Source organism: Achromobacter sp. RTa, from assembly GCF_000757485.1.
Taxonomy (GTDB): domain Bacteria; phylum Pseudomonadota; class Gammaproteobacteria; order Burkholderiales; family Burkholderiaceae_B; genus Achromobacter.
In genome coordinates this window covers 1,164,167-1,184,295 of the sequence record NZ_JPYO01000042.1, presented here as the reverse complement: position 1 = coordinate 1,184,295, position 20,129 = coordinate 1,164,167, and the positions used below count along the sequence as shown (strand labels likewise).

The window sequence follows — 20,129 nt, the reverse complement described above, 5'->3', positions numbered from 1 at the left end:
GCTCAGGCCTTCGGGCTTTAGCTTCTGACCGTCCAACTTCTGGGGGTCAGTTCACCTGGCCGCGGCTTTTTTCGTGGAACGAGGGCAGGGCCTCAGGCGTCCAGCTTCTGCTTCAGCAGCTCGTTCACCTGCTGCGGGTTGGCCTTGCCGCGGGCGGCCTTCATGATCTGGCCGACCAGGGAGTTGAACGCCTTCTGCTTGCCGGCCCGGTACTCTTCCACGATGGCCGGATTGGCCGCCAGCACTTCGTCGATCATGGCGCCGATGGCGCCCGTGTCGCTGATCTGCTTCAGGCCGCGCGCCTCGATGATGGCGTCGGGCTGGCCGCCGTTCTCGCCAGCCCACATGGCGCCGAACACTTCGCGGGCGATCTTGTTGGAGATGGTGCCGTCGATGATGCGGCCGATCAGGGCGGCCAGTGCGGGCGCCTGCACGGGAGAGTCGGCGATGTCCTTCTCTTCCTTGTTCAGCGTCGCGGCCACTTCGCCCATGATCCAGTTGGCCGCCAGCTTGGCCTGGCCGGCCGGCAGGGCCTGGGCCACGGACTCGAAGTAGACGGCCAGGCCGCGGCTGGCGCTGAGCTGGGCCGCGTCGTAGGCGGTCAGGCCGTAGGCGGATTCGAAGCGGGCGCGCAGCGCGGCCGGCAGTTCGGGCATGGCGGCGCGCACTTCGTCCACCCAGGCGCGGGAGATGACCAGGGGAGGCAGGTCGGGGTCCGGGAAGTAGCGGTAGTCGTGCGCGTCTTCCTTGCTGCGCATGCTGCGCGTTTCGTCGCGGTCGGCGTCGTACAGGCGGGTTTCCTGGACCACCGTGCCGCCGTCCTCGATCAGCTCGATCTGGCGGCGGGCTTCATAGACAATGGCGCGTTCGAGGAAGCGGAACGAGTTGACGTTCTTGATCTCGGTGCGGGTGCCGAATTCCTTCTGGCCGACCGGTCGCACGGACACGTTGGCGTCGCAGCGGAAGGAGCCTTCCTGCATGTTGCCGTCGCAGATGCCCAGCCAGACGACCAGGCTGTGCAGGGCGCGGGCGTAGGCCACGGCCTCGGCCGCCGAGCGCATTTCGGGTTCCGTCACGATTTCCAGCAGCGGCGTGCCGGCGCGGTTCAGGTCGATGCCGCTGCCGGGGGCGCCGTTGGCGAGATGGAAGTCGTCATGCAGGGATTTACCCGCGTCCTCTTCCAGGTGGGCGCGCGTCAGGTTGACGGTTTTTTCCTCTTCGCCAACGAAGAAGGACACCGAGCCGCCCACCACCACCGGTAGTTCGTACTGGCTGATCTGGTAGCCCTTGGGCAGGTCGGGATAGAAGTAGTTCTTGCGCGCGAACACCGAGCGGGGCGCGATTTCGGCGCCTACGGCCAAGCCGAAGCGGATGGCGCGCTCGGCGGCGCCGCGGTTCATGACCGGCAGGCTGCCCGGCAAAGCCAGGTCGACCACGTTGGCGTGGGTGTTGGGCGCCGCGCCGAATTGGGTGCTGCTGCCCGAAAAGATCTTGGAGTCGGTGGAAAGCTGGGTGTGCGTTTCCAGGCCGATGACGATTTCCCAGTTCATTATCTCTAGTTCCAATCAGTAGTGCGCAGCGGAGCGGCGCCGGCGCCGCCGGGCCGCCCCAAGGCGCCGGCAGCCCCCTCGGGGGGCAGCGAGCGGAGCGAGCGTGGGGGCACGCAGACGCCGCCGGGCCGCCCCAAGGCGCCGGCAGCCCCCTCGGGGGGCAGCGAGCGGAGCGAGCGTGGGGGCCTCATTAAAGCGGGCACCGCTTATGCCACGTCGTGACTTGTTGGTAGCGGTCGGCGATGGCCAGGAGGCGGCCTTCGTCGAAGTAGTTGCCGATGATCTGCAGGCCCACGGGCCGGCGCTGGTCCTGGCCTCCGAAGCCGCAGGGAATGGACATGGCCGGCAGGCCGGCCAGGCTCACGCCCAGCGTGTAGACGTCGGCCAGCCAGTCGGCGGTGGGGTCGTCGCGGTTGTCGCCGATGTTCTTCGCCACGGTGGGGGTCACCGGGCCCATGATCACGTCGCACTGGCCGGCGTAGGCGCGCTGGAAGTCCTGGGCGATCATGCGGCGCAGCCGCTGCGCCTGCAGGTAATAGGCGTCGTAGTAGCCATGCGACAGCACGTAGGTGCCGATCAGGATGCGGCGCTTGACCTCGTCGCCGAAGCCCTCGGCCCGCGAGCGGCTGATCATTTCGTTCAGGTCGCCGTACTGGGCGGCGCGATGGCCGTAGCGCACGCCGTCGTAGCGGGCCAGGTTGCTGGACGCTTCGGCGGGGGCGATGACGTAATAGGCGGGGATGGCGAGTTCCGTGCGCGGCAGCGACACCGGCACGCGCACGGCGCCCAGGGCCTCGAACTGCGCCAGGGCGGCCTCGACCGCGGCGGCCACATCCGGCGCCAGGCCGGCGCCGAAGTATTCCTGGGGCACGCCGATGCGCAGGCCCTTGAGCGGCTGGCTGCCGGCGGCGTCGAAACGGCCCTGGGCGGCGTCGAAATCGCGCCGGACGCGGCCGGGCTCGTTCACGGCGCCGTCGCATTTTTCAAGGCTGGTGGCGTCGCGCGGGTCGAAGCCGCTGATGACGTCCAGGAGTTCGAGCAGGTCGCGGGCGCTTTCGGCCAGCGGGCCAGCCTGGTCCAGGCTGGAGCCGAAGGCCACCATGCCGTAGCGCGAGACCGTGCCATACGTGGGCTTGATGCCGCTGACGCCGCACAGGGCGGCGGGCTGGCGCACCGAGCCGCCGGTGTCGGTGCCGGTGGCGGCGGCCACCAGACGGGCGGCCACGGCGGCGGCCGAGCCGCCCGAGGAGCCGCCGGGCACGGCAGCATGATCCCAGGGGTTCTTCACGGCGCCGTAAGCGGAGTTCTCGTTGCCGGAACCCATGGCGAATTCATCGCAGTTCAGCTTGCCCAGCGACACGGCGCCGGCTTGTTCCAGGCGCTCTACGACGGCGGCGTCGAAGGGGCTGACATAGCCTTCGAGCATCTTGCTGCCGGCGGTCGTGCGCCAGCCGCGGGTGACGAACGCGTCCTTGTGGGCGATGGGGATGCCGGCCAGCGGGCCGGCCGAGCCCGACGCCAGCGCCGCGTCGGCGCTGCGCGCCTGGGCCAGCGTCAATTCGGCGTCAATATGTAAAAAGCTATTCAGGGCGCTGGCCTTTTCGGCCGCCGCCAAGGCGCTTTGGGCGAGTTCGACGGCGCTGACCTGGCGTTGCGCAAGGGCCGCGCGCAGGCCGGCGATCCCCTCGAATTGGGTGTGCAGTGCGGGTTTAGTCATGACTTAATCCAGGACCTTGGGAACCAGGAACAGGCCGTCCTGGGCGTCGGGAGCGTTGGCCAGGAGTTCCTCGCGGCGGGCTTCCGAGCTGGCTTCGGTCACGGCGTCTTCGCGCAGGCGCAGCACGATGTCCTCGTGGGCGGACAGGGGATGGGCCAGGGGCTCGACGCCCTGGGTGTCGACCGATTGAAGCCGTTCGATCAGGTGAAGGATGCCATTGAGTTCAGCTTGCGCAAGCGCGCGCTGGTCGGGGGTCAGTTCGATTCTGGCCAGCCGGGCAATGCGGGCCACATCTGTGTCATTGAGCGCCATGGGGATTGCAAAATCGATAAGCGAAGGCTGAAGGGCGGGACCGGGCAGTATGCATACGCCGAACCCGTTACAAAGCTTGAATAGCCTGCATTTATGCGCTATTTCCGGGGAAATTATAAGTTATGATTCACGGTTTAATCGTCGTGAAGACAGGCGGACCCGTCCCTTTTCGGGCCCTACGCCCCGCGGCATGAACCCAATTCCCCCCAGAATTTAGCTGAGCTCCCATGTTCGGATTCCTGCGCAGTTATTTTTCCAGCGATATGGCGATCGACCTCGGTACCGCCAATACGCTGATCTACGTCCGCGGCAAGGGCATCGTGCTCGATGAGCCTTCCGTTGTCGCAATCCGTCATGAAGGCGGTCCTCACGGCAAGAAGATCATCCAGGCCGTCGGCCATGAGGCCAAGCAGATGCTCGGCCGCGTTCCCGGCAATATCGAAGCCATCCGGCCCATGAAAGACGGCGTCATCGCCGACTTCACGGTGACCGAGCAGATGCTCAAGCAGTTCATCCGCATGGTGCACCCCCGCAACATGCTGGCGCCCAGCCCCCGCATCATCGTCTGCGTTCCCTGCGGATCCACGCAGGTCGAGCGCCGCGCCATCCGTGAATCGGCCCTGGGCGCGGGCGCGTCCCACGTCTTCCTGATCGAAGAACCGATGGCCGCGGCCATCGGCGCCGGCCTGGCCGTCTCCGACGCCAGCGGCTCCATGGTGGTCGACATCGGCGGCGGCACCACCGAGGTGGCGGTCATCTCGCTGGGCGGCATGGTCTACAAGGGCTCCGTCCGCGTGGGCGGCGACAAGTTCGACGAAGCCATCGTCAACTACATCCGCCGCAACTACGGCATGCTGATCGGCGAACCCACCGCCGAACTCATCAAGAAGGAAATCGGCTCGGCGTTCCCCGGCTCCGAAGTCCGCGAGATCGAGGTCAAGGGCCGCAACCTGGCCGAAGGCGTGCCGCGCAGCTTCACGGTTTCCTCCAATGAAATCCTGGAATCGCTGACCGACCCGCTGAACCAGATCGTCTCGGCCGTAAAGATCGCGCTGGAGCAAACGCCTCCCGAGCTGGGCGCCGACATCACCGACAAGGGCATCGCCCTGACGGGCGGCGGCGCTTTGCTGCGCGACCTCGACCGCCTGCTGCAGGAAGAGACCGGCCTGCCCGTCGTGGTGGCGGACGACCCGCTCACCTGCGTCGTGCGCGGTTGCGGCGAGGCGCTGGAACATCTTGAAAAGCTGGGCGCCATCTTCATCAACGACTAATTTTGCCCGCCAGCCCGGAGCCCTGCTTTTTCACGGCTCCGGCCGCTGCCGGAGCGACGGGCGCGGGCCTCCGGGCTGAGATTCATGCAACGACAAGGGACTCCCCCCCTATTCAGGCGCGGCCCACCTGCGGAGGTGCGGCTGGTCGTTCTGGTCGTCCTTGCCCTTGCCCTGATCGTCATGGATTCGCAATGGCGCATGCTGGAACCCGCTCGCCGGGCGATGTCCGTCGCGCTCTATCCCTTCCAGCGCGCCGTCATGGCCCCGCGCGATCTGGTCCAGCAGGTGAACGAATGGGTCAACGCGGCCAATCTCATCCGTAGCGAAAACGAAGCCCTGCAGCGCCAGCGCATCGAGCTGGCCCAGGTGGCCACGCACGCGGCCCAGCTGGCTGCCGAGAATTCGCAGCTGCGCCGCCTCCTGGGCGTGACCGACACCGTGGCGCAATCGGCCGTGGTGGTCGAGGTCATGTACGAGCCCACCAATGCGTTCACCCAGCGCCTGGTCTTCAACAAGGGCAGCAAGGCCGGCCTGGCGCCGGGCATGCCGGTGATCGACGAAGGCGGCGTGGTGGGGCAGATCGTCCGCGTGACGCCCATGACGGCCGAGGCGGCCCTGGTCACGGACGAGCAGGTTTCCATTCCCGTGCAACTGCTGCGCAACGGATTGCGGCTGATCGCCTTCGGGGGGAATTCCCCGGGCAAGATCGAAGTCCGCTACCTGGCGGCCAATGCCGATATCAAGGAAGGCGATACCATCGTTACCAGCGGCGTCGGCGGGCTGTTCCCGGCCGGCCTGCCGGTGGCCAAGGTCACCTCGGTCGAACGCGATACGGCTTCCGGGTTCGCGCGCGCCGTGGGCGAGCCGCTGGCCCATCCCGAACGTTATCGCCACTTCCTGGTGCTGCAAGTGGACGTGGCCCGCGCCGAATCCAACCGTCAGGAGGTCGATTCCGGTGGATCGGACTAATCAATCCGCTGGGCAGGCCCGGCCCCGCCTGGGCACGCCCAGCAACGTGCAGCCCGACCGCCTGTCCGGTCCGGCGCATGGCGTGTTCGTCTGGGGCACCGTGCTGCTGGCGTGGCTGGTGTCCCTGCTGCCCTGGCGCCTGTGGCAGGGCGCGCCCGACGTGCTGCTGCTGATCATCGCCTTCTGGTGCGTGCACGAGCCGCGCCGCGTGGGCCTGTTCACGGCCTTTTTCTTCGGCCTGCTGATGGACGTGCACGACGCCGGCCTGCTGGGCGAGCACGCGCTTTCCTATACGCTGGTCGCGTACGGCGCCGTGGTGCTGCACCGCCGGCTGCAGCGGTTCGATCTCTGGAGCCAGGCGATGCACATGCTGCCTGTGTTCTTCCTCGCCCGCTTTCTCACGCAGATCATCCACGCCTGGCTGGCCGGCAAATGGCCGGGCTGGGACTGGGGCATCAGCGTGCTCCTGACCACCGCCCTGTGGCCCCTGGCGGGCTGGGTCCTGCACTTGCCGCAGCGCGGTGCCGACGACGCCGAATCCTCCTCCGCCTGACGGCGGCGCCGCGTCATGTTCGAGTTCAAGAAAACCGGCCAGCAGCAGAAGCAGCGTTTCCGCCTGCGCGCCTGGGTGGGGGGCATTTTCGCGTTGGCCTGCTTCGGCGTGCTGGTCGGGCGGTTCTGGTACCTGCAGGTCGATCGCTACGAAGGCCTGTCCGAGCGCGCCGACCGCAACCGCATCGCGGTCGTGCCGATTCCGCCCCGCCGCGGCGAGATCCTGGATCGCAATGGCGAGGTGCTGGCCCGCAACTACCGCACCTATACGCTGGAGGTCGTGCCGGCCAAGGCGGGTAGCATGGACGAGCTGTTCGAGCGGCTGACCGAGGTCGTGTACATCAGCCCGGCCGACCAGCGCCGCTTCAAGCGCCGCGCGGCCGAATCCAGCCGCTACGCCAGCCTGCAGCTGCGCAACAACCTCAACGAGACCGAGGCCGCCTGGTTCGCCGCGCACGCTTTCCAGTTCCCGGGCGTGGAACTGCGCGCCCGCTGGGTGCGCGAGTATCCGCAGGGCGTGTCCGCCGCCCATGTGGTGGGCTATATCGGCCGTATCGCCGAAGGCGATATCGAAGAACTGGACCGATCCGGCCTGCTGGGCAACTATCGCGGCACCGACGTCATCGGCAAGAAAGGCATCGAGAAGACCTGGGAAGAGCAGCTGCACGGCCGCACCGGCCTGGAAGAGGTCGAGGTGACGGCAGGCGGGCGGCCCATGCGCACGCTGCGCCGGATCGATCCGGTGCCCGGTTCCGACATCATGCTGTCCATCGACCTGGGCCTGCAGAAGGTGGCCGAAGAGGCATTCGAAGGGCGGCGCGGGGCGCTGGTCGCCCTCGACCCCGATACCGGCGAAGTGCTGGCCTTCGTCTCGCAGCCGTCCTTCGACCCCAACCTGTTCGTGGACGGCATCGACGTGGACAACTGGCGCATGCTGAACGAATCGCCGGACCATCCCCTCATCAACCGGCCGCTCTACGGCACCTATCCCATCGGCTCCACCTACAAGCCTTTCGTGGGCCTGGCCGCGCTGGAGCTGGGCAAGCGCCGGGCCACGGACCGGGTTTCGGACCCGGGCTACTTCGAGTTCGGCGGCCAGAAGTTCCGCAATGCGGGCGGCGCGGCCTACGGCATGACCGACATGCACAAGGCCATCGTGGTGTCGTCCGATACCTACTTCTATTCCCTGGGCCCCGAGATCGGAGTGAACGCGCTGCACGATTTCACCAAGCAGTTCGGTTTCGGCCAGATTACCGGCATCGACCTGGAAGGCGAGAAGCGCGGCGTGCTGCCGTCCACCGAGTGGAAGCGGTCGGCCTACAAGGACAAGGAGCGCCAGCGCTGGTATGCGGGCGAGACGATTTCCGTGGCGGTGGGGCAGGGCTACAACGCCTTTACGTTGCTGCAGCTGGCGCAAGGCACCTCCACCCTGGCCAACAATGGTCTGTACCGCCGCCCGCACCTGGTGCACGCGGTGCGCGATCCGCGCAGCGGCGAGGCCAAGCCCTCCGAATCCACGCCGGATTACCGCATTCCGCTCAAGCAGGCCAACGTCGACGTGATCAAGAACGCCATGGCGGACGTGGTGCGCGTCGGCACGGCGCGGCGCGCGTTCGCAAACACGCCGTACCAGGCCGCCGGCAAGACGGGCACCGCCCAGGTCTTCAGCCTGCGTGGCGGCCATTACCGCGCCAGCGCCATCGACGAGCGCCTGCGCGACCATGCCTTGTTCATGGGGTTCGCGCCGCTGGAGCATCCGCGCATCGCGGTGGCGCTGATCGTCGAGAACGCCGGCTGGGGCGCGAGCGTGGCCGCGCCGGTCGCGCGCAAGGTGTTCGACTACTGGCTGGCCCAGGACCGGCAGGACAGGATCGTGCGGCCCGACCGCGCGGACCCCGTGGCCTCGGTTGAAACCATAGCTTCCGAGGTGGTGCGTCAACCATGAAACGCCTGGGCCTCATCCTGTTGCGCGTGTTCACGGCCTTCGACTGGCCGCTGCTGGCGATCCTGCTGATGTTCGCGGCGCTGGGGCTTACCGTCATGCATTCGGCGGTGGGCGGCACCGACTGGCGGTTTGCCGAGCAATCGCGCAATTTCGTCATCGCCTTCTTCGCGATGTGGACCATGGCCCTGATTCCGCCCAAGTGGCTGATGAAGCTGGCCTTGCCATTCTATGTGGTGGGGGTGGTGCTGCTGCTGGGCGTGGAGTTCTTCGGCGAGACCAGCAAGGGCGCGACGCGCTGGCTGAACCTGGGCGTTACCCGCATCCAGCCGTCGGAGATGATGAAGATCGCCGTGCCGATGATGCTTGCCTGGTACTTCCAGCGCCACGAAGGCGCCGTCCGGATCCGGGACTTCCTGGCCGCCGCCGCGATGCTGGCCGCGCCATTCGGCCTGATCGTGCTGCAGCCCGACCTGGGCACGGCGCTGCTGGTGTTCGGCGCTGGCTTTTTCGTGATCTATTTCGCGGGCCTGTCGTTCAAGCTGCTGGTGCCGGTGCTGCTGGCCGGCATCATCGCCATCGGCACGCTGGTCTACTACGAGGACCAGCTGTGCGAACCCGACGTGGACTGGGTCGTGCTGCACGATTACCAGAAGCACCGGGTATGCACGCTGCTCAATCCAAGCTCCGATCCCCTGGGCAAGGGCTTCCACACGATCCAGTCGATGATCGCGGTGGGCTCGGGCGGGGTGTACGGCAAGGGCTACATGAAGGGCACGCAGACCCACCTGGACTTCATCCCCGAACGCACCACCGACTTCATCTTCGCCGTGTACGCCGAGGAGTTCGGGCTGTACGGCGGCATCGCCCTGCTGGTGCTGTACGGGCTGATGATGGCGCGCGGGCTGACGATCGCGTCGCGGGCGTCGTCGCAGTTCGGGCGCCTGCTGGCCGGAGCATTGACGATGATGCTGTTCATCTACGTGTTCGTGAACGTGGGGATGGTGACGGGAATCCTGCCCGTGGTGGGGGTGCCTTTGCCGTTCATGAGCTATGGAGGGACGGCTTTGTTCACCATGGGGATTGCTTTCGGCATCATGATGAGCATTAGCCGGCATCGGTCGGTGAAGAGCTGACGCTTGTTGGCGGGCGGCTTGCTGACGGATGTGTTCCAGGTGTCTGACACCAACCGCGGCAACAGCCTCTTCCCTCGGGGTGCCTGACACCCAGAAACGTTGTTTCAAACCGTGATGTCATCTCGTACGGGTGTCAGACACTGGCATGGCCTTCTCCGCGACGGGCGGTCTCAAGAACCAAAAAACCGCCGCCAAAAGGACCTACGGCAACGCCTCCGGCACTCCAAGCTCAACGGCCAACGCCTTCAATCCATCCCAGATCCGGCTATCGAACTCCACCGAATCCGCGTTCACCGCGCGGTTCCGGGCTTCGTATTCCCCGGGATACTGCACCGACTCTACGCCGGGCTGAGGCTTGCAGGCGTGGAGGTAGTCGATGAACGCGCCCACCTCCATCGACCGCCAGTCCGTATTGAAGTCCACCTGCGGATCCAGCAGCAGCGCGAACATATTGTTCGTCGCCACGCCGATGCGGGGGTGTTCGGGCTGGATCGTGCCGCCGCCCGACAGCACGCCGGCAAGCAGTTCGGCCACCAGGCCCAGCGCGTAGCCCTTATGGCCGCCGAACGGCAGCAGGGCGCCGGGCGGGTCGGTGAAAAGGGCGCTCGGGTCGGTGGTCGGGTTGCCCTGGGCATCGATCAGCGAGCCGGCGGGCGCAGCCTCGCCCTTGGCGGCCAGCACCCGGGCCTTGTTCACGGCGATGGAGCTGGTGGCCATGTCCACGATGAAGGGCGGGCGGCCGCCGGGCAGGGGGCCGGCGAAGCACAGCGGGTTCGTCGTGAGGCAAGCCTGCGCGCCGCCGAAGGGCGCGACGGTGGGCGAACGGTTGATCACGTTGGTGAAGGCCAGCAGGATCAGGCCCTTGGCCGCCACCATCTCCCCGAAATGGCCCATGCGGCCCAGGTGGTGGCTGTGGCGCAGCGTGAGGATGCACTGGCCGTGCTCCTGGGTGCGCTCGATGGCCTTCTCGATGACCACCTTGCCGACGTATTGGCCCAGCCCGTGGTGGCCGTCGTAGGCCAGCATCGCGCCGCGGTCGTTGACCAGTTCAGGCCGGCCGTCCGGCCGGGCCAGGCCCTCGGACAGCACGCGCCTGTAGTTCGTCAGGATGGACAGGCCGTGGCTGGTATAGCCGACTCGGTCGGATTCCACCAGGTGCTCGGCCACGTCGCGGGCGATGTCCTCGGGCACGCCTTGGGCCATCAGCACGAGGCGGCCGTATTCGTTGGCTTGGGCTAGCGATAGTTTCATCGTCCGTCCTCCTTACAGCCAACCCAGCCAGCGCCAGTAGGTCATACCCATCAGGATCATCAGCGCGTAGCCGATGATGGTGACCAGGATGCCGACCTTGGCGAACTGCTTGGCGTTGAAGGTTTCCGTGCCCAGGCACACCATGTTCTGCGGCGCGTTGATCGGCAGGATGAAGCCGTAGCTGACCACGAAGCCCAGCAGCATGGTCATGCCCAGGCGGCTGAAGTCGCCTGGCAGCGTGGCCAGCACCGAGATCAGGATCGGCAACATGGCGGAGGTAAGCGCGGTCGCGCTGGCGAAACCCAGGTGGATGATGATGAGGAAGGCGGCGAGGATCGCGAAGATGGCCAGCGGCCCAAGGTGGTCCAGGCCGGTGTGCGCCACGACCTGGTTGCCCAGCCATTGGCCGGCCTGCGTCGTCAGCAGGGCGGTGCCCAGGCTGATGCCGACGCCGAACACGATCACGGTGCCCCATGGAATGCGCGACTGCACGTCTTTCCAGGTCATTACGCCAAAGCGCGGCAGCAGCAGGAGGACCAGGCCGAAGTAGGTGGTCGAGGTGGTGTCGAACCGATGGAGCTTGCCCTCGGTCGACCAGAACAGCAGCAGCATGACCGACACGGCCATCAGGCGCTTCTGCGCGCCGGTCATGGGGCCCAGTTCAAGCAGGGACTTCTCGACGGCCTCCTTGCCTCCCGCGATGCTGTCGCTTTCCGGCGGCAGCAGCTTGAGCACGATGACGATCAGCACCGCCGACATGATCAGCGACCAGGGGGCGCCGGCGATCAGCCAGTCCGACCACGCCACCCGTTCGCCCAGCATCTTTTCCATGAAGCCGACCGTCAGCAGGTTCTGCGCGGCGGCGGTCTGGATGCCGACGTTCCAGATGCTGGTGGCCTGCGCCACGATGATCATGATGCCGGCGGCGATGTTCGAGCGCTTGTCCACGCCGAAGGCCGCGATCACGCCCATCATGATGGGCACCACGGCTGCGCTGCGCGCGGTGGCGCTGGGCACGACCAGGCTCAGCACGATGGTCACGGCGATGCATCCGATCAGGATGCGGCGGGTGCTCGTGCCCACCTTGGACAGGGTCACCAGCGCGATGCGCCGGTCCAGCCCGGTGAACGTCATCGCCGCCGCAATGAACAAGGCGCCCGTGACGAGCGCCAGCGCCGAATTCGAGAAGCCGGTCAGCGCCATGCTGATCGCGGCCGAGGTGCCGTAGAGCACCTGCGGGTCTTTGATTGTCGGAGCCGTGCCCAGCAGGAAGGCCATCAGCGTCGTGATCATGATCGCGCTGGCTTCGTAGGACACGGCTTCGGTAATCCAGACCACCACGGCGAACGCGAGAATGGCGAGCATGCGGTGGCCGGCGACGGGCAGGTCGGCCGGCAGGGGCAGCATCAGCACGCCGATCATCACGACGATGCCGGCGACCAGTCCGATGGGAATTTTGGTTTTCTTTGGGGCTTGCGAGGCAGGAACGGCGGCTTGCGCGGTCATATCCATCTCCGGTTGAGGTCAAACTGACGACACACCGCCCCGCGAGCACGGGATTTACCAATTCGGCATGTCGACGCTACAGGATGATCGTGACGGCATTGTGGAAAACCCGTATTGATGCAGATCAAGCAAATCGAAGTTGGCGCTTGTGGAAAACCTGCCGTGGGCATTATGCTCGTCGGCCCCCGCCGGCGGCAAGCCGCTCAGCCCAGCGCCAGGCGCAGCTGTTCGTCCAGGTGCAGCGTGGGCGCCACGCGCCAGCCGCTCTGGGCATAGCGCAGCCAGCGGCCCAGCACCAGGTGCGTCAGCAGGCTGGCGTGGGCGGCCACATTGGCTTCTGGCGGCAGGCCGCCGTCGGTGATCGCGATGCGCAGCGATTGCTTCAGCGACGCCTCGATGCGGTCGTTGATGTGGTTGATGCGTTCCTGCAGGCGGTTGTCTTCCGTTACCAGGGCGTCGCCGGTCAGCACCCGCGTCATGCCCCTATTGCGTTCCGAGAAGGTCAGCAGCATGGACACCGTCTGGTGGGCCTGGGCCAGGCCGTAGGGTTCGGCGGTGGCGATCTGGTTCACCAGCGTGAAGATGCTGGTTTCGATGAATTCGATCAGCCCCTCGAACATCTGCGCCTTGCTGGCGAAATGCCGGTAAAGCGCGGCTTCCGAGACCTCCAGGCGCGCGGCGAGGGCGGCCGTGGTGATCCGGGACGCGTGCGGCTGCTCCAGCATCTCGGCCAGGGTCTGCAGAATTTGGGTCTTGCGCTCGCCGGGTTTGCTCGCCATGGAAGTGTCTGCTCTCGCGCAGGCTTGACGGTGAAGGGGAGGAGGAGCGCGCCGCTATCCCCGCAAGGGGCGTCGGCGTAACAGCAAATCACTGACGGAGTTTACCCGCAAGTCGACGTAGGCCGGACGCTGCGACCGGCCCCGGGCGAAAGGCGTGCCGGGGTGATATACGTGGACGGTGCGCAGGCCCACCCGGCGCGCCCCGCGCAGGTTCGCCAGGGTGTCTTCCACCAGGACCGCGCGGTGCGCCGGGACCCCCTCGCGCGCCAGCACGTAGCGTAGCAGGGCGGGCGAGGGCTTGGGCCGGAACTCGCCGTGCAGGCGCATGTGCTCGATCGCCCACAGGCTGTGGAACTGGTTCAGGATGCCCAGGCGGGACAGCACGGCGCGGGCGTAATGCAGCGGAGCGTTGGTCAGCAGCACCTTGCGGCCGGGCAGCCGCCGCAGCTTGTAGGCAAGCGCCTTTTCCGCGCGCACGAGGGAATCGACGTCGAAGTCATGGCTGCGGTGCAGGAAGTCGTGGGCGTCCACGCCATGGTGCCTGACCATGCCTATCATGGTGGCGCCGTAGCGTTTCCAGTACATCGAGCGCACGCGGTTGGCGGTGTCGATGTCCACGTCCAGGGCCTCGGCCACGGCCATGGTCATGCCATGGTCGATCTTCGGGAAGATGGCGTACGAGGTATCGTGCAGCGTGTTGTCCAGGTCGAACAGCCACAGGCGCTCGGAAGCGCCTTCGGTCGTCCGCCGGGAGCGCCGCAGCCGCACCGCGGGCCGCAGCAATTGGCGATGGGCCTTCATCAGTTGCCCATGGCGCCGCGCGCCATCCCCGATGGACCGATCGAAGAGATCCCAACCGGCAATGCGGCAAGGCAGGCAAAGCGCCCCAATGTGGCAAGGCCGCCCCAATCAGGGCCGCGCGGATCCGGCTCCGCCGGTCCGCAGCGGCGCCCCCTCGGGGGGGAAGTGCGCAGCGCTACGGGGGGGGACATCAATGCGAGCTGATCATCGTGCCGACGCCCTGGTCGGTCAGGATTTCCAGCAGCAGGCAATGCGGCACGCGGCCGTCGACGATGTGGACGGAGTTCACGCCGTTCTTGGCCGCGTCCAGCGCGGAGGAGATCTTGGGCAGCATGCCGCCGGAGATCGTGCCGTCGGCGAACAGCTCGTCGATGGTCTGGGCCGACAGGCTGCGCAAGAGCTTGCCGGCCTTGTCCAGCACCCCGGGGGTGTTGGTCAGCATCAGCAGCTTTTCGGCGCCCAGCACTTCGGCCATCTTGCCGGCCACGACGTCGGCATTGATGTTGTAGGCGGTGCCGTCCTCGCCATAGCCGATGGGCGAGATGACGGGGATGAACTGGTCGTCCTGCAGCGCCTTGACCACGGCCGGCTCGACCGTGGTGATGTCGCCGACGAAGCCGATGTCGATGGGCTCGGACGGGTTGTCCTTGTTGTCCATCAGCTTCTTGCGGGCCTGGATCAGGCCGCCGTCCTTGCCGGTCAGGCCCACGGCCTTGCCGCCGACCTCGTTGATCATCATGACGATGTCCTGCTGGACCTGGCCGCCCAGCACCCATTCCACGACTTCCATGGTTTCCGCGTCGGTGACGCGCATGCCCTGGATGAAGGTGCCCTGCTTGCCGATGCGGCGCAGCGCGTCGTCGATCTGCGGACCGCCGCCGTGGACCACCACCGGATTCAGCCCCACCAGCTTCAGCAGCACGACGTCGTGGGCGAAGCTGCGCTGCAGCCGCTCTTCCGTCATGGCGTTGCCGCCGTACTTGACCACGATGGTCTTGCCGTGAAATCGTCGGATATACGGCAGTGCTTCAGACAGCACGGCAGCTTTGACAGCAGGAGACGAAACGGCAGCAGGGTCGGGGGTGTCGGTCATGGCAGCTAAGTCGGCAAATATACGTATGAGTGGTTAGAAAAAATGCCTGCACAAAAACGCGTTCTGAACGCGGTAGCGCAAGCATACGACGGATTGTAGTACCCACAGGTTTCTTATGCTTTAAACCCATGTTCATATGCCCGACAAGTAACCGGCATTCAGGTAAATTGGGGGCGTTTTCACAACGGCGGGCCCCGCAAAAGGGGGCAAGGCCGCATTGGCTGGACGCTCGTCCCCAATTTTTAACCCATATAAGAGGCAACACATGCGTTTGAATCTTGTCCGCTCCGCCCTGGTGGCGTCGGCCTTCCTGGTGGCTGCCAACGCCGCCCATGCCGAAAAAGTGGTGGTGGGCGCCACCCAGGTCCCGCACGCCGAGATCCTGGAAGTGGTGAAGCCGCAGCTCGCCAAGGAAGGCGTGGAGCTCGATATCAAGGTGTTCAGCGATTACGTGCAGCCGAACCTGCAGCTGGCCGACAAGCAGCTGGACGCCAACTTCTTCCAGCACAAGCCGTACCTGGACTCCTTCAACAAGGACCGCAAGGCGAACCTGGTGCCGGTGGCCCTGGTGCACGTCGAGCCGTTCGGGGGCTACTCCAAGAAGATCAAGAGCCTGTCCGAACTCAAGGAAGGCGCAAGCGTCGCCATTCCGAACGATCCGTCCAATGGCGGCCGCGCGCTCGTGCTGCTGCAGAAACAGGGCTTGATCAAGCTGAAGGATCCGTCCAACATCCTCGCGACCGCCGCGGACGTGGTCGAGAATCCCAAGAAACTGAAGTTCCGCGAACTGGAAGCCGCCATGCTGCCGCGTTCGCTGGACGACGTGGACCTGGCGCTGATCAACACCAACTACGCGCTGGAAGCCGGGCTGGTGCCGACCAAGGACGCGCTGTTCATCGAGGGTTCGGATTCGCCCTACGCCAACATCCTGGTGACCCGCGAGGACAACAAGGACGCGCCGGGCATCAAGAAACTCGTCAATGCCCTGCACACGCCCGAAGTGAAGAAGTTCATCCAGGAAAAGTACAAAGGGGCGGTGGTTCCGGCGTTCTAAACCTTCCGAGTGTCTGACAAGCCCTACCTTCCGTGTGTCTGACACCCTTACGGGACAATCTGACGAATTCGGTACGGTGTTCCCGGGTGTCAGACACCGGCTGAATTCAGACGGTTGTTCGTTTAGATACGGCCGGTGTCAGACACCCGGGAAGGCCTGCTTCAGCTTGGTGGCCATTTCGTAACGGGTGTCAGACACGCGGAAGATCTAGCTTGCCAGCGCCTTCTCCACCGTGGCGTGGAATTCGGCGACGTCGTATTCGCCCAGGTAGCGCTTGATGATGTTGCCCTTCTTGTCGATCAGGAAGGCCGTGGGCGTCAGGCGGATGTCGCCGAAGGCGCGGGCGATGTCGCCCTTGGTGTCCAGCGCCACCGGAAACGGCAGCTTGCGCGTTTCGGCGAAATTCAGCACGAAGTTGGGCGGGTCGTAGTCCATGGCGACCGCGACCGCCTCGTAGCCCTTGCCGGCGTATTCCTTGTAGGCCGCGATGGTTTCCGGCATCTGCTTCACACAGGTCACGCAGCTGGTCGCCCAGAACTTGACCAGCACGACCTTGCCGCGCAGATCCTGCATGGAGAAGGTCTTGCCTTCCAGGGTGGTGAAAGTGACGTCGGGAGCGGTCTGCGCGGGGCGCAGGACGAACCAGGCGCCGATGCCGACCGCCACCAGGACGGCAAGCGCTACGATGGCTTTTTTCATTTGATGGGCATGGCCTCTACGCCGGCGCCCGTGCCGCCAGAGCTATCGCTGGCCGCGCCGGCGCCGCTTTCGATGGGCGCTTTGGTTTCCGTGGTTTTGGATTCGGAGCCGCTGTTCGACAGCCGGATCGCTTCCTCGCGGCTGATGGTTTCGAACAGTTTAACCACCTTGGCCACGCCGCCGACATCGGCTGCGGCATTGGCGGCGTAGTCGCCTTCGGCCTGCGTCACCTTGCCCATGAGGTAGACGACGCTGTGGTCGGTCGTGACGGCGATGGTGCCGGAAGGCACGTACTTGGTATTGAGCAGGGCGGTCTTGACCTTGGAGGTCAGCCAGGTGTCGTTGGAGCGCACGCCGAACGAGGCGATGGGGCCCACCGTCAGCTGGTTGGTGACCTGCTTGACGTTTTCCACGCCCTGGGCGATCGCCGTTGCCTGGCTCTTGGCCTCTTCGGTGGGCACGTCGCCGGTCAGCAGCAGGTGGCCGCTGTAGGCCATGGCATTGACGCGGGCGGTGTCGCCCAGCTTCTGCGAGATCTGGCTCTGCGCCTTGAACGCCATGTTCTGGTCTTCGAGCTGGATGCCTGAAGTCCGGCGGTCCGTCACGACGACGGCCGTGGTGGCGGCGGCGCCGCCCACGATCAACGGCGCGCAGGCCGACAGCGACAGCGCGGCGGTGGACAGCGCCGCGGCGAGCATCAGAGGACGGACTGCGGTGCGGACGTCAGAAATCATTCGGTGTCTCCAAGCAGAAGAGCGTCAATGCCGTCGCACAGAGCGTGCAGCAGCAGAATATGGACTTCCTGGATGCGCATCGTGCGATCGCTGGGAACACATAGATGGACGTCCATGGGCGTAATGAGTTCCCCCATGACGCCGCCGCCCTTGCCGGTCAGGGCAAGCACGTGCATTTCGCGGGCGCTGGCGGCTTCCATGGCGCGCACCACGTTTGGGGAGTTGCCGCTGGTGGAGATGGCCACCAGTACGTCGCCGGCCTGGCCGAAGGCGTTGACCTGGCGCTCGAAGACCTCGTCGAAGCCGTAATCGTTGCCGACGGCGGTGAGGATGGAAGTATCGGTATTGAGCGCGATGCCGGCCAGGGGCAGGCGTTCGCGCTCGAAGCGGCCCACCAGTTCGGCGATGAAATGCTGTGCGTCGGCGGCCGAGCCGCCGTTCCCGCAAGCCAGAATCTTGCCATTGTTCGCCAGGGCGCCGAACAGCACGTCCACCGCTATCGCCAGCGGCTCGGCCAGCACGTTCATGCTTTGTTCATGCGCTGCCATGGCATCGCGAAAGTGCGACGTCATACGAGAGGTCATATCCATGGCCGCGATTATCTCACGGTGCCGTTACCCTGTTCTGTCCAGGCGTAACGAGCTTCGGAGGGGGCGTAACCGGGTTGGGGCGGCGTCAGGGCAGCCAGAACGCCCCGCGCAGCCACTCGGGGCGGCCGGCCTCGAAGACGACCGCGTCGAACCGGGCGGGCGGCGGCTTTCCCCGCCAATGCCGCCGGGCCAGTTCGGGCAGCCAGTGGGCCGCCGCGCGGGCCAGGCGGGCCTGTTTTTCACGGCCGATGCTGGCCGCGGCGCCGCCGTAGCGGGTGCGGCCGCGCGAACGGACCTCGACCAGCACCAGGACGTCGCCATCGCGCATGGCCAGGTCGATCTCGCCGGCGCGGGTCCGCAGGTTGCGCGCCAGCAGCGTCAGGCCCTGCGCCTGCAACAGGCGCAGCGCGGCCTCTTCGTGGAGGTCGCCTTCGCGCTGGGCGGGGGAGCGGCGCGGGGCAGGCGGATCGGCCGGGGGCGGCCGCCGCCCCGCGCGGCGGCGGCGCTTGTCGGCGCGGCGGCGAGCGGCCAGGGCCAGTTCGCAGGCCAGGCGCAAGGTCTCATCCGTCATGGGGACTCCAGGGGCGGCGCGCAATGGCGGCTACACTGACATGGTTTTCCGTGTCAGTAGGCTGCAATGAATCAAAATGTCTCACCCCCGCCAGCCGGAGATGCCTGGTCCCGCGTTGCCGAACGCGTGGCGGAGCAGCATTGGCCCGCTGCGACGCTGTATGTCGTGGCCACGCCGATCGGCAATCTGGGCGACCTGGGGCTGCGCGCCTGGCACGCCCTGCAGCGGGCCGACGTAATCGCTGCCGAAGACACGCGGGCAAGCCGCACGCTGCTGGACGCCTGGGGCGTGGGCACGCCGCTCATGGCGGCTCACCGCCACAACGAGGCCGCGGCAGCCCAGGCCATATGCGAACGGCTGGAGCAGGGCCAGCGCGTGGCCCTGGTATCCGACGCGGGCGCGCCCGCCGTCAGCGACCCGGGCGCCCGGATCGTGCGCACCGTGCGCGAAGCCGGCTTCAAGGTGGTGCCGGTGCCCGGCCCCAGCGCCGTGATCGCCGCGCTGATGGGCAGCGGCGTCACCACGGATGAAAACCCGGCCTATGCCTTCGCGGGCTTCGCGCCGCCCAAGGCCGCGGCGCGCCAGCGCTGGCTGCGCACGTGGTGCGCCTTGCCCGCGCCGGTGGTGATGTTCGAATCGCCGCATCGGCTCGCGGCCACCCTGGCCGACCTGCTGGAGGTCTGCGGGCCGGACCGCCGGCTGACCGTGGCGCGCGAACTCACCAAGCGCTTCGAGGAAATCGCCACCTTCCCGATGGGCGAAGGCGCGGCCTGGCTGGCGGCGGACGGCCATCGCGAACAGGGCGAATTCGTGTTGATCGCGCACGCCCGCGAAAACGAACCGGAGCAGGACGACGCCGATCCCCGCACCGACGCGCTGCTGGACGCCTTGCTGGAGTCGCTGTCGCTGCGCGACGCCGCCCGCGTCGCCGCCAAGGTCTCGGGCCTGCCGCGGGACGTGCTGTACAACCGGGCGCTGGCCCGCAAGAAGGCGGCGGAGTAAAGCCATGACCTACGCAACCGTGGTGTCCAACAAACCCGCCGATCCCACCGAGCGGCTCACCTACCGCGACATGCCCACGCCTTTGGGAGACATGCGCCTGGTCGCCAGCCCCAAGGGCCTGCGGGGCGCCTGGTTCACCGACCAGGCCCTGCTGCCGTCGGCCGAAGGCTGGGTTCTTGCGGAGTCCGATCCCATCCTGGAGCAGGCGCGCCGCGAACTGGACGAATGGTTCGCCAGCCAGCGCCGCACGTTCGACGTGCCGCTGGATCCCGTCGGGACGGCTTTCCAGCACCAGGTGTGGCACGCCTTGTGCGACCTGGCTTTCGGCGTGCTGGCCAGCTACGGGGACCTGGCCCGCACGGTGGGCCGGCCCAAGGGGGCGCAGGCGGTCGGCGGAGCAGTTGGGCGCAACCCGATCAGCATCATCATTCCCTGCCACCGCGTGATCGGCGCCGACACCTCCCTGACAGGCTTCGGCGGCGGGCTGCCGCGCAAGCAGGCGCTGCTGGCGCACGAAGGCAACCTGTACCGCAGCCGCAACGCGCGGGCGCGCCGTGTCTGCGACGGGCAGGCGGAGCTGCCCTGGTAGCCAGGGAATTC

At 66.6% G+C, this 20,129-nt stretch carries 20 protein-coding genes; 8 read left to right on the top strand and 12 right to left on the bottom strand.

Translation table 11 applies throughout. The features are described from left to right. Positions 1 to 92: 92 nt before the first annotated feature. From gatB to gatC, 3 genes are all read right to left on the bottom strand, one after another. Positions 93 to 1,550 (bottom strand): Asp-tRNA(Asn)/Glu-tRNA(Gln) amidotransferase subunit GatB, encoded by a 1,458-nt coding sequence (gene gatB / locus JL37_RS22955; RefSeq protein ID WP_043546964.1) that lies wholly within the window; start codon positions 1,548 to 1,550, stop codon positions 93 to 95. Positions 1,551 to 1,740: 190 nt separating this feature from the next. Beyond that, complete coding sequence (gene gatA, locus JL37_RS22950; RefSeq protein WP_043546963.1) at positions 1,741 to 3,267, bottom strand: Asp-tRNA(Asn)/Glu-tRNA(Gln) amidotransferase subunit GatA; 1,527 nt, start codon at positions 3,265 to 3,267, stop codon at positions 1,741 to 1,743. Positions 3,268 to 3,270: 3 nt separating this feature from the next. After that, positions 3,271 to 3,579 carry an Asp-tRNA(Asn)/Glu-tRNA(Gln) amidotransferase subunit GatC gene (gatC, locus tag JL37_RS22945; protein WP_043546962.1) on the bottom strand — a complete coding sequence of 103 codons (309 nt, stop codon included), beginning with the start codon at positions 3,577 to 3,579 and terminating at the stop codon, positions 3,271 to 3,273. A gap of 227 nt (positions 3,580 to 3,806) precedes the next feature. On the opposite strand from gatC, the gene JL37_RS22940 reads away from it, so the two are divergent. From JL37_RS22940 to rodA, 5 genes are all read left to right on the top strand, one after another. Next, entirely contained in the window at positions 3,807 to 4,850 is a 1,044-nt protein-coding gene (locus tag JL37_RS22940) for a rod shape-determining protein (RefSeq protein ID WP_006216320.1), read from the top strand. Positions 4,851 to 4,934: 84 nt separating this feature from the next. Next, entirely contained in the window at positions 4,935 to 5,819 is an 885-nt protein-coding gene (gene mreC / locus JL37_RS22935; RefSeq protein ID WP_043546960.1) for a rod shape-determining protein MreC, read from the top strand. Further along, a complete protein-coding gene (gene mreD, locus JL37_RS22930; RefSeq protein ID WP_043546959.1) occupies positions 5,806 to 6,372 on the top strand; it encodes a rod shape-determining protein MreD in 567 nt (188 codons plus the stop codon). Before mreC ends, mreD begins: the two co-directional genes overlap by 14 nt. Before the next feature lie 15 nt (positions 6,373 to 6,387). After that, positions 6,388 to 8,316 carry a penicillin-binding protein 2 gene (gene mrdA / locus JL37_RS22925; RefSeq protein ID WP_043546957.1) on the top strand — a complete coding sequence of 643 codons (1,929 nt, stop codon included), beginning with the start codon at positions 6,388 to 6,390 and terminating at the stop codon, positions 8,314 to 8,316. Continuing rightward, entirely contained in the window at positions 8,313 to 9,449 is a 1,137-nt protein-coding gene (rodA, locus tag JL37_RS22920; RefSeq protein ID WP_043546955.1) for a rod shape-determining protein RodA, read from the top strand. Before mrdA ends, rodA begins: the two co-directional genes overlap by 4 nt. Positions 9,450 to 9,650: 201 nt before the next feature. Here the strand turns inward: rodA and JL37_RS22915 are convergent, their stop codons facing one another. The 5 genes from JL37_RS22915 to argB all read right to left on the bottom strand — a co-directional run bounded on the left by JL37_RS22915 (position 9,651) and on the right by argB (position 14,879). Continuing rightward, complete coding sequence (locus JL37_RS22915) at positions 9,651 to 10,700, bottom strand: Ldh family oxidoreductase (protein ID WP_043546953.1); 1,050 nt, start codon at positions 10,698 to 10,700, stop codon at positions 9,651 to 9,653. Positions 10,701 to 10,712: 12 nt separating this feature from the next. Then, complete coding sequence (locus tag JL37_RS22910) at positions 10,713 to 12,206, bottom strand: DASS family sodium-coupled anion symporter (protein ID WP_043546952.1); 1,494 nt, start codon at positions 12,204 to 12,206, stop codon at positions 10,713 to 10,715. Between the two features lie 203 nt (positions 12,207 to 12,409). Further along, on the bottom strand, positions 12,410 to 12,985 hold the full coding sequence (slmA, locus tag JL37_RS22905; RefSeq protein WP_043546951.1) for a nucleoid occlusion factor SlmA: 576 nt from the start codon (positions 12,983 to 12,985) through the stop codon (positions 12,410 to 12,412). A gap of 54 nt (positions 12,986 to 13,039) precedes the next feature. Continuing rightward, complete coding sequence (locus JL37_RS22900; RefSeq protein WP_043546949.1) at positions 13,040 to 13,786, bottom strand: pyrimidine 5'-nucleotidase; 747 nt, start codon at positions 13,784 to 13,786, stop codon at positions 13,040 to 13,042. 190 nt (positions 13,787 to 13,976) lie between these two features. After that, on the bottom strand, positions 13,977 to 14,879 hold the full coding sequence (gene argB / locus JL37_RS22895; protein ID WP_043546948.1) for an acetylglutamate kinase: 903 nt from the start codon (positions 14,877 to 14,879) through the stop codon (positions 13,977 to 13,979). Between the two features lie 265 nt (positions 14,880 to 15,144). Here argB and JL37_RS22890 point away from each other — a divergent pair, with 265 nt between their 5' ends. Next, positions 15,145 to 15,933, top strand: a complete 789-nt coding sequence (locus JL37_RS22890) for a MetQ/NlpA family ABC transporter substrate-binding protein (RefSeq protein ID WP_043546947.1) — start codon at positions 15,145 to 15,147, stop codon at positions 15,931 to 15,933. A 207-nt stretch (positions 15,934 to 16,140) separates the two neighbouring features. Here the strand turns inward: JL37_RS22890 and JL37_RS22885 are convergent, their stop codons facing one another. The 4 genes from JL37_RS22885 to JL37_RS30210 form a co-directional block, all read right to left on the bottom strand. After that, positions 16,141 to 16,632, bottom strand: coding sequence for a TlpA disulfide reductase family protein (locus tag JL37_RS22885; RefSeq protein ID WP_043546946.1), 492 nt, complete (start codon positions 16,630 to 16,632; stop codon positions 16,141 to 16,143). Then, the gene (locus JL37_RS22880) at positions 16,629 to 17,366 is read right to left on the bottom strand and encodes a BON domain-containing protein (RefSeq protein ID WP_043546944.1); all 738 of its coding nucleotides are present in this window, start codon (positions 17,364 to 17,366) and stop codon (positions 16,629 to 16,631) included. Before JL37_RS22880 ends, JL37_RS22885 begins: the two co-directional genes overlap by 4 nt. Next, positions 17,363 to 17,956: a phosphoheptose isomerase gene (locus JL37_RS22875; protein WP_043546942.1), complete on the bottom strand. Its 594-nt coding sequence runs from the start codon at positions 17,954 to 17,956 to the stop codon at positions 17,363 to 17,365. Before JL37_RS22875 ends, JL37_RS22880 begins: the two co-directional genes overlap by 4 nt. A gap of 85 nt (positions 17,957 to 18,041) precedes the next feature. Beyond that, positions 18,042 to 18,527 (bottom strand): YraN family protein, encoded by a 486-nt coding sequence (locus JL37_RS30210; protein ID WP_043546941.1) that lies wholly within the window; start codon positions 18,525 to 18,527, stop codon positions 18,042 to 18,044. A 66-nt stretch (positions 18,528 to 18,593) separates the two neighbouring features. Here JL37_RS30210 and rsmI point away from each other — a divergent pair, with 66 nt between their 5' ends. Both rsmI and JL37_RS22860 read left to right on the top strand, forming a co-directional pair. Further along, positions 18,594 to 19,529: a 16S rRNA (cytidine(1402)-2'-O)-methyltransferase gene (gene rsmI, locus JL37_RS22865; RefSeq protein WP_043546940.1), complete on the top strand. Its 936-nt coding sequence runs from the start codon at positions 18,594 to 18,596 to the stop codon at positions 19,527 to 19,529. Between the two features lie 4 nt (positions 19,530 to 19,533). After that, positions 19,534 to 20,118 (top strand): methylated-DNA--[protein]-cysteine S-methyltransferase, encoded by a 585-nt coding sequence (locus JL37_RS22860; protein ID WP_043546939.1) that lies wholly within the window; start codon positions 19,534 to 19,536, stop codon positions 20,116 to 20,118. Positions 20,119 to 20,129 lie beyond the last annotated feature (11 nt).

Bases quoted from the DNA above. Each gene is read 5' to 3' on its own strand.
- gatB (WP_043546964.1), bottom strand. From the start codon at position 1,550: ATGAACTGGGAAATCGTCATCGGCCTGGAAACGCACACCCAGCTTTCC.
- gatA (WP_043546963.1), bottom strand. From the start codon at position 3,267: ATGACTAAACCCGCACTGCACACCCAATTCGAGGGGATCGCCGGCCTG.
- gatC (WP_043546962.1), bottom strand. From the start codon at position 3,579: ATGGCGCTCAATGACACAGATGTGGCCCGCATTGCCCGGCTGGCCAGA.
- JL37_RS22940 (WP_006216320.1), top strand. From the start codon at position 3,807: ATGTTCGGATTCCTGCGCAGTTATTTTTCCAGCGATATGGCGATCGAC.
- mreC (WP_043546960.1), top strand. From the start codon at position 4,935: ATGCAACGACAAGGGACTCCCCCCCTATTCAGGCGCGGCCCACCTGCG.
- mrdA (WP_043546957.1), top strand. From the start codon at position 6,388: ATGTTCGAGTTCAAGAAAACCGGCCAGCAGCAGAAGCAGCGTTTCCGC.
- rodA (WP_043546955.1), top strand. From the start codon at position 8,313: ATGAAACGCCTGGGCCTCATCCTGTTGCGCGTGTTCACGGCCTTCGAC.
- JL37_RS22915 (WP_043546953.1), bottom strand. From the start codon at position 10,700: ATGAAACTATCGCTAGCCCAAGCCAACGAATACGGCCGCCTCGTGCTG.
- JL37_RS22910 (WP_043546952.1), bottom strand. From the start codon at position 12,206: ATGACCGCGCAAGCCGCCGTTCCTGCCTCGCAAGCCCCAAAGAAAACC.
- slmA (WP_043546951.1), bottom strand. From the start codon at position 12,985: ATGGCGAGCAAACCCGGCGAGCGCAAGACCCAAATTCTGCAGACCCTG.
- JL37_RS22900 (WP_043546949.1), bottom strand. From the start codon at position 13,786: ATGAAGGCCCATCGCCAATTGCTGCGGCCCGCGGTGCGGCTGCGGCGC.
- argB (WP_043546948.1), bottom strand. From the start codon at position 14,879: ATGACCGACACCCCCGACCCTGCTGCCGTTTCGTCTCCTGCTGTCAAA.
- JL37_RS22890 (WP_043546947.1), top strand. From the start codon at position 15,145: ATGCGTTTGAATCTTGTCCGCTCCGCCCTGGTGGCGTCGGCCTTCCTG.
- JL37_RS22885 (WP_043546946.1), bottom strand. From the start codon at position 16,632: ATGAAAAAAGCCATCGTAGCGCTTGCCGTCCTGGTGGCGGTCGGCATC.
- JL37_RS22880 (WP_043546944.1), bottom strand. From the start codon at position 17,366: ATGATTTCTGACGTCCGCACCGCAGTCCGTCCTCTGATGCTCGCCGCG.
- JL37_RS22875 (WP_043546942.1), bottom strand. From the start codon at position 17,956: ATGGATATGACCTCTCGTATGACGTCGCACTTTCGCGATGCCATGGCA.
- JL37_RS30210 (WP_043546941.1), bottom strand. From the start codon at position 18,527: ATGACGGATGAGACCTTGCGCCTGGCCTGCGAACTGGCCCTGGCCGCT.
- rsmI (WP_043546940.1), top strand. From the start codon at position 18,594: ATGAATCAAAATGTCTCACCCCCGCCAGCCGGAGATGCCTGGTCCCGC.
- JL37_RS22860 (WP_043546939.1), top strand. From the start codon at position 19,534: ATGACCTACGCAACCGTGGTGTCCAACAAACCCGCCGATCCCACCGAG.